Origin of the sequence: Pseudovibrio exalbescens DSM 16456, assembly GCF_000422785.1 — a bacterium.
GTDB classification, from domain to species: Bacteria; Pseudomonadota; Alphaproteobacteria; order Rhizobiales; family Stappiaceae; genus Pseudovibrio; species Pseudovibrio exalbescens.
Window position 1 is genome coordinate 66,561 of the sequence record NZ_AUGS01000001.1, and the last position, 13,839, is coordinate 80,399.

Consider the following 13,839-nt stretch of genomic DNA (forward strand, 5'->3'; position numbering starts at 1 on the left):
GGATAACCCGGTTTGAGCACCTTGAACGTGATGCACCCGTACCCGTTGGGTGAAACGTCTGATCTTTATTCGGCGGATGCCTTCCAAATGCGTGTGCAACAGCGGATGGACGTGCTGCGCGCTGTGGTGGGCGGAGACCATTTGTTAAATCCCGAGTTCAGCTACTGCGCTGAGCATCCTCACAAATTGCGGGATGCGGCCGTTCTTATCCTCGCTGTGAACCGAGGCCCCGACGCGCGTATCGTGCTAACCCAGCGCACTGCTCACTTGCGTGCCCATGCCGGGCAAGTTGCGCTACCGGGCGGCAAGATAGACGAGGAGGATATCGATCCGGTGGCTGCCGCGTTGCGAGAGGCTCATGAGGAAGTCGGGCTGGATCCGGCCCTGGTTACGCCGATCGGTGAGTTGGGATCGTACCTGACCGGCTCCGGGTATCGGGTGGTTCCGGTACTGGCCACGGCCCCGGCCGAGATTGCCCTTCAGCCCAATCCGGCAGAAGTGGAACACGTGTTCGAGGTGCCGCTCTCATTTCTCATGAATCCGGCAAACCATTTGACGCAGTCCCGCGAAATCGCTGGAAAGAAACGCTTTTTTTACGCAATGCCCTATGAGGACCACTATATCTGGGGGGTCACCGCAGGGATTTTACGCTGCCTTTACAACACGGTGTATGCCTGATGCTTCGAATTCTGATTACCCATGGCTTGCTGTTTCTCGTTCCTTTTATCGGTTACGCCATCTGGCTGTATCTGGGAAAAAAGGCGCAGACAGACAAGAAGTTCCGCGATGGACCGATTGCTTGGCTGGCAATTTCCGGTCTGGCGCTGGTAGCGGCCAGTTTCATCATCATGGCATCGGTGGGTTATGCCCCTCAAGGCTCGCAGTATCGCCCTGCCCAGATAATCGATGGGGTGTTCGTCCCAGGGGGATATGAAGAGCCGAATGGCTGAGTTGAAAACAAGCGACTGGCTGCAAACAGGCGCGATCCAGCGTGTGTTTGATGTGCTGGAGCAAGACGGAGACCGGGCTCGCGTTGTGGGTGGGCCGGTGCGAAATGCGCTTTTGGGTGAACCGGTTGAGGATGTAGATATTGCCTGCACGGCCTTGCCTGAAACCACCATGGAGCGCGCGGAAAAGGCTGGTCTGAAAGCTGTGCCCACCGGCGTTGAGCATGGCACGGTTACGCTTGTCTGTGAGGGGATACCGTTCGAAGTGACGACCCTGCGGGAAGACGTGGAGACGTTTGGTCGTCATGCAGTTGTCCGCTTTGGGCGGGATTGGGCCAAGGATGCGTCCCGGCGCGATTTCACGATGAATGCGCTGTACGTTGATCGCAACGGAGAATTGTTTGATCCGCTGGGAGGGGTCAATGATTGCCTCACCCGGCAGGTCCGTTTCATCGGAGATGCAACCCAGCGTATTCGGGAAGACTACCTGCGTATCCTGCGCTACTTTCGTTTCTTTGCGACCTATGGGCATGGCGAGCCGGATCCGGTCGCGCTGGCGGCTTGTACCGCCGAGCGTGACGGCATCACCGACCTGTCGGCAGAGCGTGTGACGAAAGAACTGGCTCGACTGGTTGAAGCACCAAGGGCGGCCGAGGTGCTGGAACTTATGCAAAGCGCAGGAGTTCTGACCCCTGCAGCCGGCGAACCGGTTGAACTGGACCGCGTGCAGGCGGTGATAAGTGCAGAACAGGCGCTGGGCTTGAACGGGGACAAGGACCTGCGTTTGATTGCGCTCAAAGATGAAAGATCGTGCGTTCATTTGCGTTTTTCAGGGATGTTTTGCAAGCGTGAGCACGCAGCCCATCAGGCCCGGCGTGCTTTGGCAGCCCACGGCTTTGGGCAGGCGCATCTGAAGTCGCTTGCCTATGACTTATCCGCCCCTGCAGTTGGTGATGGTATCTTGCTGTCTGCCTTGGATGTGTCGGCAGTAGAGGAGGTGCGCGCGCCGTGGTCCTTCGTGACGTCGTGGACCGTGCCGGAGTTGCCCGTCACCGGCAAGGATCTGGTCAAGGCTGGTGTTGTGCCCGGACCGCAGATCGGCACTCTTTTGGAGGCGGCCAAGAAGAGCTGGAAGGCCTCCGACTACACAAAGACCAAGCAGGCGCTGCTTGCCGAACTTCTGGCTGCGGGGGAAGCGGGCACGGAGCCGTCAGATGATTGAGCTACGCGGCCATCACCTGTTGTGCATGTTGACGTTTGTGGGCAAGGGCTACACCGCCGCCTTTACCCGCAATTACGAAGGCTTGATGCAACGGATGAACGCGGGAGAGCCGGTCAAGGTGGTTGCAGGGCCGGATGCCATATGCGCCGGGCTTTTGAAATCAGACCCCTGTGCTCATTGTCATGACGACAGCGTAAAGGAACGCGATGCAGCGGCGCTGCAGGCTGTGGAAGCGGCGCTCGGGCGACCCTTGCCACGTGAAGCCGCGTTTACGTTGAGTGCTGACGATATCGAGCGGTTGCGAGCCGGTTACAGCGCAGGTCAGATGAAAGCCGCCTGTGAAGGGTGTGAGTGGCAAACCCTGTGCGCGGAGATTGCCGCCTCGGGCTTTTCCGGGGTGCGGCTTTTTGGAAAATAGGGACACGAGCCTTTTATTTGACGCCGCGCTGACTATATCCAAGCGAAACATGTTTCTTCGACAATTGTGGGATCTCCATGCGTTTCATTCTCAAATCACGGCGCGTCTTGACGCTTCTCATCATGGCCGTCGCGGTCGTGTTCGTGACGGCTGAGTTTGCCGAGGCCAAGCGCGGCTTCAGCTTTGGCAGCCGCGGCTCGCGCACGTTCAGCGCGCCGAAGACGACCCAGACAGCACCAAAAACCCAACCGTTGGAGCGGTCCATGACACCGCGTCAGCAAGGCACGCAGCAGCAAGGTGTAGGTTCGCAGCAAACACGAACCCAGCAGGCCGGTGCCATGCAGCAGCGCCGCGGCTTGTTTGGCGGTGGGTTCATGGGCTCCATGTTGGGCGGCTTGATGCTTGGCGGCCTGATCGGCATGCTGCTTGGCCACGGTATGGGCGGCTTTGCAGGCTTTCTTGGTTTGATCTTCCAGCTGCTGCTGTTGGCTGGCGGCGTCATGTTGTTGATGCGTTTCCTGAGATCGCGGCAACAGCCACAGGCGGCTGGCGCAGGAAGTGGCTATGCGCCGCATCCCACTCAGAATTTTGAGTTCAACGACGCCGGTGGCGCGCGCGCTGGAGGCAGCTCCGTGCCCAATGCGGGAGCACGACCCGTTCACGATGATCACCCGACGGCATCCGCTACACCTGCGGATGATGAAATCGGGCTGACGGCTGACGACTTCGACAGGTTTGAAGACATGCTGACGCGGGTATGGACAGCCTACGGCGCAGAGGATTATGGCGCGATCCGCGAGCTTACCACGCCAGAGATCATGGGATATTTCGCGGAGGAGCTGGGGCAAGCAGCCTCGAATGGTCTCATTAACGAAGTGCGCGATATCAAGTTGTTGCAGGGTGACCTGAGTGAGGCTTGGCGCGAGGGGGCTGACGAATATGCGACAGTGGCCATGCGCTATTCATCCATTGATGTGACCCGTGAACGCGCAACCAACAAGGTGGTTGAAGGGAACCCGGATGAGCCGGAAGAGCGGACAGAGCTCTGGACCTTTGTTCGCCAGACAGGTGAGCCATGGAAACTTTCGGCCATTCAACAAGGTTGATCGGCCTTCTTTTTCAATGAAAGTGACAGTGTCCCGCCGGTTGGCGGGACATTCGTTTCATGTCGAGGTCTGACGGCACGAACGGGGCGCTGGCATGGATTGCTTGTTCTGGTGCGCATAAAGCACGACACGTATCGCCCGCCCCGTAAAGGTGCCGGATGCGAAGCTGACTAGGCCAGCATAAACGCCAATGAAGACCGGTGCTGATGCAAGGGCCGGTTCAATGGCCAGAGCGACGCCTCGCGCAAAATTGGCCCAGAATACGGCCATCATCATTGCCAGTGTGAGCCATTCACCCGCCAACTGGACATAAGCGCCATCTGTTCCTCGAAGCCACTTTCTTTGCCAATGAAAGCCGCTGAGCATGCCGAAGATGTAAAATACAGCAAAGCCCGTCCACGCAAGAACCGGATTGGCAAGCGAAGCGATGGAATTGGCGGACATGATGCCAATGAGCGGCAGGAGAAGGAATGTGGCGATGCGGGTTTGCCGAGGCCTTGTTGACCGCAGTCCGGCCCAGATCAACAAGGCAAGCAGAGGCCATACCCACACCGGGGCACCCGTGACGATTTGAAGTAGCATTTTGAAACCTGTTTTCCCGTCACTTTAATGAGACTGGCCGTGATGAGTTGGGTGTAATGCGGAGCGGTATTCCTGTTGCTGCGCCTTGTGGGCATCCCACCCGTGACTGGCAACCGCAATGCCCCATCCCAGCGCGGGCCATATGACCCAAAGCACGTCAGGGCTCGTGATGATGTTCACAAGCGCCAGCAGGCCCATGACGACAGCGTACTTCGTCAAGTGTCCGGGAAAAGAGCGAATGGTTTCGAGCCGGTCCTTTGATGCCTCGTAGGCATCCACTGCTTCCATCATATCTGGTGTGAGTTGTGTTGTCGGGTTTTGGGCTGCGACAGCAGGGGGATTTGGTGTGTGTGCAGGCATGGGTAGGGTCTCCCTTAACTCGGAAAAATCGGTCTCGAGAGCTGACGCGAGGCATTTCAGGGTTTCCGGGCTCGCATTGGCGCCGCGCTCAATGCGCTGCAAGGTGCGGGTGCTGACGCCTGCCATGGTGGCGAGTTGCTCCTGCGAGAAACCTTTTTCAATACGAAGCTGTTTGACCTTCATTGTGCGTTGCCCTCTCGAACTCACCTATCCATGCCGGTTTCTTGCCACAAAGACCACGACACAAGCACGACACTAACCTGTCACTGCGGTGACATACAACGCAAACCTGCGGATTATAAGGTAGTGCATCTGAGGTGAAGAACCTGACCCTGCCATCGTCACCCCAGTCCCGCGCTGGGGAATGCCCTTACCATCCGCCGCAATTTGTAGCTCTGGATGCCGGATCGATGTCCGGCATGACAGTGGTTGGAGGGGAGCGCTTGTCATGCTGGATACCGGCTCGGGGGCCGGTATGACAATGCTGGGTAGGATAGTCGCAAGGGTTTCACTCGCTTACAGCCTCGTGCTTCATTGCAGGCCGTCATCCCGCGCTTGACGCGGGATCCAGAGCCGCGGGGAAACACTTTGCATCAACCTTGAACACCACAGCACGCCGTAGTGCCTGTTGGATCCCGGATCTGCGCTGCGCTTGTCCGGGATGACCTCCGAGGGGTGTGACCGGGTTGATGGCCGCAAGCGACCGATGAAACTGCGGTGCAAACCATTGCCGCGCCACGTTACCATCCAACCTCCGAGAGACCAGGTGGCGTGGCCTCAACCTACCACCGTCATCCCGCGCTTGACGCGGGATCCAGTCAACTGGAACCAGGAGTGCAGGCGGCTGTAAGATGCACACCGCTCATTCCTACGGTGGATCTTCCCCCACAGCTGCTGGTGTTAGCGCGAGAAATCTGACCCTCTTGCGTCACCCCGGCCCTGAGCCGGGGTCCAGTCAGAGTACCCTTACCATCCGCCGCAATTTGTAGCTCTGGATGCCGGATCGATGTCCGGCATGACAGAGTGGCTTTTTCCTTTTGCTGTTGGATCCCGGATCTGCGCTGCGCTTGTCCGGGATGACCTCCGAGGGGTGCGACCAGGTTGATGGCCGCAAGCGACTAGCGCGGTTTGACCATCAGCTCGGGCCGGACGATGAGATCGAACTCCTCTTCCGTCACATACTCCAGGCGCAGCGCTTCTTCACGCAAAGTGGTGTGGTTCTTGTGCGCCGCCTTGGCGATCTCAGTCGCCTTGTCATAGCCGATTTTTGGAGCGAGTGCCGTTACCAACATCAGTGACCGTTCCACCAACTCCTCGATGCGGTCCTTGTTGGCCTTGATGCCGACCACACACCTGTCTGTGAAGCTGGCCATAGCATCACTCATCAACTGGATGGACTGCAACACGCTTTCCGCAATGACCGGCTTGAACACGTTAAGCTCGAAGTGGCCTGTCGCGCCGGCCACCGATACAGTGGTTTCATTGCCCATGACCTTGGCGCAAACCATGGTCAATGCCTCCACCTGTGTAGGGTTCACCTTGCCCGGCATGATCGAAGAGCCCGGCTCGTTTTCCGGCAGGCTCAACTCACCAAGGCCAGACCGTGGGCCAGACCCGAGGAAACGAATGTCATTGGCGATTTTCATCAGGGAAACCGCAAGCGTATTCAGCGCACCATGCGCAAACACGAGGGCATCATGGGTCGCCAGCGCCTCGAACTTGTTCTCCGCCGTCACGAAGGGCAGCCCCGTCGTTTCGGCAACTTGAGCTGCAAAAGCCTCTGCAAAGCCGGGGGTTGAATTGAGGCCCGTGCCCACCGCGGTTCCCCCTTGCGCCAAGCGGTACAGGCCCACCAACGACTGTTCGAGACGTTCGCGCGACAGACGAAGCTGGGCCACATAACCTGAAAACTCCTGTCCCAATGTCAACGGCGTAGCATCCTGCGTGTGGGTTCGGCCAATTTTGACGATATCCTCAAACGCATCAACCTTGGCCTGAAGCGCCTCTTCAAGGTGGCGCAGTGAGGGCAAGAGCTTGGTCTTGATCTCAACGGCCGCGGCGATGTGCATGGCCGTGGGGAATGTATCGTTGGACGACTGGCCCATGTTGACGTGGTCATTTGGATGGACCGGATCCTTGCTGCCCAACTCGCCGCCCAGGATCTCGATGGCCCGATTGGCGATCACTTCATTGGCGTTCATGTTGGACTGCGTGCCGGACCCTGTCTGCCAAACGGACAAGGGAAAGTGGTCGTCCCACCGCCCTGCTGCAACCTCTTGAGCAGCCTGCTTGATGGCGCCGGCCAGTTCAGGGTCAAGGCGCCCCTCTGCTTCATTGACCGTGGCAGCCGCCAGCTTGACAACACCAAGGGCATGCACCAGCGGCACCGGCATTTTCTCCTTGCCGATGGGAAAGTTGATCAGAGAACGAGCCGTCTGCGCACCCCAATACTTGTCTTCGGGAACTTCAAGCGGGCCGAAACTGTCTGTTTCTTGCCGAGTTGCACCCAGGGACGATAGCTTGTTCATTACGACCTCCTTTCACACCCGCGCTTCCCCTTGTCTAACGGGCAAGCGGTTGATGACCTATCCAGTCAGGTAGGCATGGACGCACGTGCAATCAATGTACATCTGCCTGCCATTGCTGTTCAGGGAAGACATGCCGGGCCTTGCGTCACCGTCAACGCCTTGTATGCTCGGATGATCCTTTCCCAAGACCGGACCACATTCATGGGCCTGCCACCAGTTTCCGCCATCGGTATCGAGAACTACCGCTCTGTTCGCAGCCTGTTCATGCGGGTTGGTGCGCTCAATGTTTTTATCGGTAAGAACGGCACGGGAAAGACCAATCTTTACAAGTCTCTGGAGTTGCTCCAGCAAGCAGCGCTGGGCCGAATTACCCGCGCCGTTTCCGAAGATGGCGGCGTGGAGAGCGTGATGTGGGCCGGGGGCCGCAAGGTTCATGACAAGGCCCAGATCCGACTGCGTGCCGATCTGGGAGATCTGTCCTACAAGATTACGCTGGGGCTGCCGAACCCTATTTCCGATCCCGCCCTGCCATTGGAGACCATGGTAAAGGAAGAGGAACTGAACCTTTTGACCGGACGCCGACCGGTATGCCTCATGCAACGCAAGGGGCCCAGCGTGTTTTTGCGCACCGCTGATGGAGAGCGGGTCACCTACGACAATGAATTGCTCAGTTCCGAAACCGCATTGGCGCACATTCGCGACGGTGCCCGGTTCCCCGAGCTGGATGTTGTCCGTCACACGCTCTCGGAGTGGCGGTTCTACCACAGCTTTCGCACGGACAAGGACAGCCCGCTCCGCCGCCCCAGCGCCAATGTAACAACGCCGACCCTGTCCTCCGATGGCTGTGACCTTGCCGCCGTGTTCGCCACTCTCAAGGAGATCCGACAGGATGTGCACCCCCTGCATGAGGCAGTAGCTGACGCCTTTCCGGGAAGTCGGTTGCAGATTGAAGCCAATGGCCAAGACTGCCGCTTTTCTCTTGAGACGCCAGAGATCCATCGGCCATTTCCGGCACGAGAGTTATCGGATGGCACACTTCAGTATCTGGCGCTTTTGGGCGGGTTGTTGTCCTATCGCCTGCCGGCGTTCGTGGCCTTGAACGAGCCGGAAACGAGCCTCCACCCGGACCTTTTGGAGCCGCTGGCTAAGGTCATCGCACAGGCTGCAAACCGGTCACAAATCTGGATCGTCACTCACTCAGAAGCATTGGCCGAACATCTGATTGACCATGCAGGCGCCTATCCTCGCCGCATTTACAAGGACGAGGGCCAGACACAGATTGATGGCTTGAAGGTCACCGGAGAATTTATCGGCGAAACCTGAGGTGGAATTTGACCGGCCCCAGATTGTTTCCTCAAGGGGAACACCTAGATAAACGGAAGTGTTCCACTCACCTGCTTTTGTCCGAAAGTACACGAATGACCGAGCTGAAACGGGATATCCGCGCCTCTTACACCTATCCGGCTGGAGTGCATCTGCAGCGCCGGCTGTGGATCGAGCCAGCTCAGCCTGCCGAACTGTCTGAAGCTGGCGTGAAAACATGGCTGCTGCAGGGAGCACATTACGAGCAGGACCTGCTTGATCTGTTCGCGGCCTTCATGGGGCGACTGGTAACCGCGGGCCATCCTGTGCACCGTGCCACCTTGCATATTGGCACCTTGCACCCACAACTGTTCGCCTACGGATGGATGTGGAACGGGCTTGAGGGGTACTGCGACGAGTTCAAGGTGGAAGAAGCCGCGCTGACAACGGATTCCTATCGCAAGAACCCGATCTACCGTGTGATCGAACACGGCGAGGAAATTCGCCAGTTTCTGCCCAGCGTCCCCGAAGAGTGCCTCAGCCCGCTTTTGAAGGAGTTGCGTACTGAGGGGTATACCGAATACGCGGCCCTTCCCATGCAGACCGGCGGCAACCTCCACCATACGGTAACGTTGGCAACCTGCCATGCCGATGGGTTCTCTGAACACCAATATGCCACACTGCGCGACCTTCTGGATGTATTCGCATTACACGTGGGCCGTCATGCCATCAAGCGCATCGCCCAGAACGTGATGGCAACGTATCTTGGCGAAGCAGCCGGTGAAAAAGTGCTGGCAGGCAACATCAAACGGGGGTCAGGTGAGCCTATCGAGGCAATTGTCTGGGCCTCGGACATGCGCGGCTCAACCGACCTTTCCGACAAGCTGGCGAACGACGAAATGCTGGCCGTGTTGAACCGATATTTTGAATGCCTCGCCGGAGCGGTGATCGACCATGGCGGAGAGGTTCTGAAATACATCGGCGATGGCCTGCTGGCGGTCTTTCCTTTCAACTCGGACACCACAGAGCATGAAGCAGCCCAAGCTGCCGTGGCTGCCGCTACGGACGCGCTGGCGCGGCTCGACAAGCTGAACTCGGACCCCGCCGAACTCTCTGGCATTTCGGGTTGGCGTCCCTTGCGGACGGGCATCGCCTTGCATCGTGGTGAAGTGTTTTTCGGAAATGTTGGCGCCCCGCAACGACTGGATTTTACCGTGACAGGGCAAGCCGTCAATGTCGCTTCGCGCGTGGAAGGCCTGACCAAAACCTTGGGCCACCCGCTGTTGATCACGGAGCCAGTCGCCCGGTCCTTGCCACACATGTTGACGCCGTTGGGCACGCAGGAAGTGAAGGGTGTCAGAGCACCGCTGGCGCTCTACACAACACCCAGCCAAGCCTGAAATGGTTGCAAGGCGTCTAGGAAACTGGTTTTTGGAGCATCTTCTGAACTGCAGCGAGATCTTTGGCCAGTCTCTCCAAGTCGGCAACGCTCATGTCCAGGTGGTCTACCGCGCAACGTTGCACCTCGCATATCCCTTGAGCCAGTGACCGTCCCTTGTCGGTCAAGCTGACGATGACTTGGCGCTCATCATCAACCGAGCGCTTGCGCCGCACCATGCCCATCTCCTCAAGACGCTTCAATAGCGGCGTCAGTGTGTTGGATTCTAGAAACAGTATCTCACCAAGTTCACTGACCCGTTGATCATCTTTTTCCAGCAGAGCCAAAACGGTGATGTATTGAGGGTAGGTCAAGCCCAGCTCTTTCATGAGCGGCTTGTAAAACCGGTTGAAGGCATGGTTGGCCTTGTAAATCGCAAAGCACAGGTGACTGTCCAGGCGAATGCCCTGAAATGGCCCAGCTTTTTCGTCCTCGGAGGAAGCGGTGTTTGGCGTTTGGTCTTTTGGCATCCGGTTGTCTGTCCTCTGCGAATTCGTTCTGGCAGCCTGCCCTGCATATTTCCATCGTGCGCGATTATTTCAAGCCTACCTTGACAAAGCAAGGTGCACCGACCAATCTACATCGTGCACGATTTTTTCACGCACGATATTAAAAATGCAGAAAGGAAGCAGTCATGTCCGTCAAAGTCCTCTACGAAACCAGTGCCATTGCAACCGGCGGACGCGATGGTACCGCCAAAACCCTCGATGGTGCGCTGGAGGTCAACCTCTCAACACCGAAAGAACTGGGGGGCGCCGGTGGTTCCGGAAACAATCCGGAGCAGTTGTTTGCAGCTGGATACGCAGCCTGTTTCATCGGCGCCATGAAGGCCGTTGCCGCCCAACGCTCTGATCTGAAACTACCAGCGGATGTCACTGTGGAATCCACTGTGGGCATCGGTCCGCGGTCCGAGGGAGGTTTTGGTTTGGAAGTGGCTCTCAAGGTAACCGTACCGGGCCTCGACAAGGCAGTAGCTGAAGAGCTTGTCGCGGCTGCCCACGACGTATGTCCATATTCCAATGCCACGCGTAACAACATTGATGTTCAGTTGACGGTGGCTTAGGACACTAGGCACGCATTGCCTGACGCCGGCTTCTTGCCGACCTCAGGCAGTACGGCTTGCTGGCACTACGGCGTGCCGTTGTTTTCAGGGTTGATGCAAAGTGGTTTCCTGCGGCTCTGGATCCCGCGTCAAGCGCGGGATGACGGTGGTAGGTTGAGGCTATGCCATCTGGTCTCTCAGAGATTGGATGGTTACGTGGCGCGGCAGCACATTGGCACAATAGTTTCACCGGCCGCTTGCGGCCATCAACCCGGTCACACCCCTCGGATGTCATCCCGGACAAGCGCAGCGCAGATCCGGGATCCAACAGGCACTACGGCGTGCTGTGGTTTTCAAGGTTGATGCAAAGTGTTTCCCTGCGGCTCTGGATCCCGCGTCAAGCGCGGGATGACGGCAGAAGGGAGGCCCTGCTGTCTGGTATCACGCGGGTCATGTGTATTGGCATGAAGTCAAGGCCACTTCACCACCGGTGGCATGGAGGACAAGATCGAGGCGACGTTGCCCCCGGTTTTCAAGCCGAAGATGGTCCCGCGGTCATAAAGCAGATTGTATTCCACATACCTGCCACGACGAACGAGTTGCTCCTCGCGCTGCGCCTCGGTCCATGGCTTGAGGTAGTTCTCACGCACAAGCTTCGGGTAGATCTCAAGGAATCCGCGGCCGACGGACTTGGTAAAGGCGAAGTCGTCCTCCCAAACGCCGGTGTTGTGATAGTCGTAGAAAATGCCTCCCACGCCCCGAGCCTCGTTTCGGTGCTTTAGGTAAAAGTAATCGTCACACCATTTCTTGTAGTGCTCGTAGTCAGCGCCCTCATGTTCGGCGCAGGCCGCCTTCATGGCAGCATGAAACGCGATGGTGTCCGGATCATCCTGAGTGCGACGTGCATTGAGAACGGGGGTGAGATCAGCGCCGCCGCCAAACCATTGCCGTGTGGTGACTACCATTCTCGTATTCATATGCACGGCAGGCACATGCGGATTGTGCATGTGGGCGATCAAGGAAATCCCGGAGGCCCAGAAACGCGGATCTTCATTGGCGCCGGGGATCTGGCCCCGGAACTCCGGCGAAAACTCACCGTGTACGGCAGATACGTGAACGCCGACCTTCTCGAAAACACGTCCCTTCATCATGGACATGATCCCGCCGCCTCCCTTGGCGCCTGTATGGTCGGTTCGCTCCCACGGTGTTTGCTCGAACCGGCCTGCCGGTTGATCGCTCAACGGTCCGTCATGATCGGCAATCTCGTCTTCGAGCTGCTCGAATGCGGCACAGATCTGATCCCGCAACTCACTGAACCAGCGTGTGGCTGTTTCTTTCTTGTCCTCAATGTTGGAGGGGATCGGTCCGCCGCGCTCGCTCATGCCATGCTCCGAAAACGTCGTTATATTTAGAATTGTTCTGAACTAAGTGAAATTACCAGCAGGTTCAAGCGGTTCTTTTGCCACGCCTCAAGAAAAGCCGTTGGTCTGGCGTAGAGCTTCACCCAGTACCATGCTGGCCGATATGGCCATGTTCAAGGAACGCATGCCATTCTTCATGGGGATCAGCAGGCGATGATCCGCTGCGGCATGGACATCTTCAGGCACCCCGGAACTCTCGCGGCCCATCATCAGAATGTCGTCGGAGGCATAGGCAAAGTCAGTATAGGGTTGCGCAGCTTTTGTGCTGAGTAGCAAGAGGCGGCGCCCTTCAGCCTCACGCCAGTCACGGAAGGCGTCCCAACTCATGTGCCGTTGTAGACGTGCCCGTTCGATGTAATCCATGCCTGCTCGTTTGAGAGCATGATCGGACAGCGGAAACCCCGCCGGTTCTATGAGGTGGATTTGAATGTCCATACACGCGGCCAGACGGAGTAGTGTGCCGGTATTTTGAGGAATGTCGGGTTGGTACAGCGCAATATCAGGCATGGTGTCTCACGAAGCACGATGGGCCAAAAAGGAGGCCGGATCATAGCGCTGAGCAAAGAAGGGGATAAGAGGCGTTGTTGGAAAGCTGTTGACAGCGGCCTGTTGTTTACACCGCCGACGGGCAAAAGCGCCTTATCTTTCATCTGCCTTGGAGTGACGCTTGTCAGCATCGATTTGTTGCCAATATACAACAGGTCTACTTTTGTTGAAAATGCCTCTGGGGCAGCTGTAGCCAGCGCCTGACGAATTGGGTAGGAACAACCTCGTTGCGGATATGGCAGCGACTCACCTGCGAAACGCGGGGGAGGCGAGCCTTTCACCGTCGGCGCCCTGCCGGCAAAATTGAGTGACCTTTTTGAAGGGGAGACGTTACATGACTACATTCTCTGCGCATGTACTGGGCCGTGTCTTCCCTGGCGTGACCGTTGCATTTTGCACCCGGCGAACCGCTTAAGCCCGCTCACTCACTGAACCAGCTTCATATTCTCCATATACACTTCGGGTAGAAGTGCGTCCTGTCCTCGTGTGGGGACTGGTGTCTTTGGCTTCTGCCCATCTCTGAAGAGACAGAACCATGATTACGAGCGTACTGTGGGCGCATTTGGCGTCCAGGTCGGATTCGGCGCTCTTGACCTCGCGCCGTCACCCGTCTCGCCTCCGCTTACGAGAGGCCCCGTTATCACCCAGTCCATTGCGGCGAGGTGGTGTTTTTCTTCTGCTTGTAATGGCCATCAGCTTGCTTGCTTTTGCGCCATCTTTTGTAACGGCATTGTTGTCCATCGAGGCTGTTGAACGCGGCGGGCTTCTGATCAGCGGGGCGGAATTTCGCACCGGCTTGTTTGGCAGTTTGATCGGAGCGTTTGCGGTTGGCCTCGGGATTGCCAGCTTTATCTGGACACTGGCCGATGGGCCGCTTACTCCTCAAGACAGATATGAGAGCGACGAGCGGACGCGATAAGCGCCCGC

The 13,839-nt window shown here is 57.7% G+C and carries 15 protein-coding genes; 9 read left to right on the forward strand and 6 right to left on the reverse strand.

The genetic code is table 11. The features are described from left to right. Window positions 1-12 precede the first annotated feature (12 nt). The 5 genes from G512_RS0100305 (at window position 13) to G512_RS0100325 (ending at window position 3,693) form a co-directional block, all read left to right on the forward strand. The gene (locus G512_RS0100305; RefSeq protein WP_228130455.1) at window positions 13-678 is read left to right on the forward strand and encodes a CoA pyrophosphatase; all 666 of its coding nucleotides are present in this window, start codon (window positions 13-15) and stop codon (window positions 676-678) included. Then, on the forward strand, window positions 678-950 hold the full coding sequence (locus tag G512_RS0100310; RefSeq protein WP_028479968.1) for a DUF6111 family protein: 273 nt from the start codon (window positions 678-680) through the stop codon (window positions 948-950). Before G512_RS0100305 ends, G512_RS0100310 begins: the two co-directional genes overlap by 1 nt. Continuing rightward, a complete protein-coding gene (locus G512_RS0100315) occupies window positions 943-2,169 on the forward strand; it encodes a CCA tRNA nucleotidyltransferase (protein WP_028479969.1) in 1,227 nt (408 codons plus the stop codon). Before G512_RS0100310 ends, G512_RS0100315 begins: the two co-directional genes overlap by 8 nt. After that, a complete protein-coding gene (locus G512_RS0100320) occupies window positions 2,162-2,587 on the forward strand; it encodes a DUF1284 domain-containing protein (protein ID WP_028479970.1) in 426 nt (141 codons plus the stop codon). Before G512_RS0100315 ends, G512_RS0100320 begins: the two co-directional genes overlap by 8 nt. 77 nt (window positions 2,588-2,664) lie before the next feature. Further along, entirely contained in the window at window positions 2,665-3,693 is a 1,029-nt protein-coding gene (locus tag G512_RS0100325; protein ID WP_028479971.1) for a Tim44 domain-containing protein, read from the forward strand. Window positions 3,694-3,750: 57 nt separating this feature from the next. Here G512_RS0100325 and G512_RS0100330 read toward each other — a convergent pair whose 3' ends face one another. From G512_RS0100330 to fumC, 3 genes are all read right to left on the reverse strand, one after another. Continuing rightward, entirely contained in the window at window positions 3,751-4,275 is a 525-nt protein-coding gene (locus G512_RS0100330) for a hypothetical protein (RefSeq protein WP_028479972.1), read from the reverse strand. Between the two features lie 24 nt (window positions 4,276-4,299). Next, window positions 4,300-4,818: a helix-turn-helix domain-containing protein gene (locus tag G512_RS19490; RefSeq protein WP_051268664.1), complete on the reverse strand. Its 519-nt coding sequence runs from the start codon at window positions 4,816-4,818 to the stop codon at window positions 4,300-4,302. Window positions 4,819-5,753: 935 nt separating this feature from the next. Then, window positions 5,754-7,163: a class II fumarate hydratase gene (gene fumC / locus G512_RS0100345; RefSeq protein WP_028479974.1), complete on the reverse strand. Its 1,410-nt coding sequence runs from the start codon at window positions 7,161-7,163 to the stop codon at window positions 5,754-5,756. A gap of 201 nt (window positions 7,164-7,364) precedes the next feature. On the opposite strand from fumC, the gene G512_RS0100350 reads away from it, so the two are divergent. Further along, a complete protein-coding gene (locus tag G512_RS0100350) occupies window positions 7,365-8,486 on the forward strand; it encodes an AAA family ATPase (protein WP_036488076.1) in 1,122 nt (373 codons plus the stop codon). A gap of 95 nt (window positions 8,487-8,581) precedes the next feature. Next, window positions 8,582-9,865, forward strand: a complete 1,284-nt coding sequence (locus tag G512_RS19495; RefSeq protein WP_036487873.1) for an adenylate/guanylate cyclase domain-containing protein — start codon at window positions 8,582-8,584, stop codon at window positions 9,863-9,865. A 16-nt stretch (window positions 9,866-9,881) separates the two neighbouring features. On the opposite strand, the gene G512_RS0100360 is transcribed toward G512_RS19495, so the two are convergent. Further along, the gene (locus G512_RS0100360; protein WP_028479976.1) at window positions 9,882-10,307 is read right to left on the reverse strand and encodes a MarR family winged helix-turn-helix transcriptional regulator; all 426 of its coding nucleotides are present in this window, start codon (window positions 10,305-10,307) and stop codon (window positions 9,882-9,884) included. A 230-nt stretch (window positions 10,308-10,537) separates the two neighbouring features. On the opposite strand from G512_RS0100360, the gene G512_RS0100365 reads away from it, so the two are divergent. Further along, entirely contained in the window at window positions 10,538-10,966 is a 429-nt protein-coding gene (locus G512_RS0100365; RefSeq protein ID WP_028479977.1) for an organic hydroperoxide resistance protein, read from the forward strand. Window positions 10,967-11,415: 449 nt separating this feature from the next. On the opposite strand, the gene hemF is transcribed toward G512_RS0100365, so the two are convergent. Together hemF and G512_RS0100375 are read right to left on the reverse strand one after the other, a co-directional pair. Further along, window positions 11,416-12,327, reverse strand: coding sequence for an oxygen-dependent coproporphyrinogen oxidase (hemF, locus tag G512_RS0100370; RefSeq protein WP_028479978.1), 912 nt, complete (start codon window positions 12,325-12,327; stop codon window positions 11,416-11,418). Between the two features lie 87 nt (window positions 12,328-12,414). Continuing rightward, a complete protein-coding gene (locus G512_RS0100375; protein ID WP_028479979.1) occupies window positions 12,415-12,873 on the reverse strand; it encodes a tRNA (cytidine(34)-2'-O)-methyltransferase in 459 nt (152 codons plus the stop codon). Window positions 12,874-13,447: 574 nt separating this feature from the next. On the opposite strand from G512_RS0100375, the gene G512_RS0100385 reads away from it, so the two are divergent. Next, a complete protein-coding gene (locus tag G512_RS0100385) occupies window positions 13,448-13,831 on the forward strand; it encodes a hypothetical protein (RefSeq protein WP_143181329.1) in 384 nt (127 codons plus the stop codon). The last annotated feature ends 8 nt before the right edge of the window (window positions 13,832-13,839 follow it).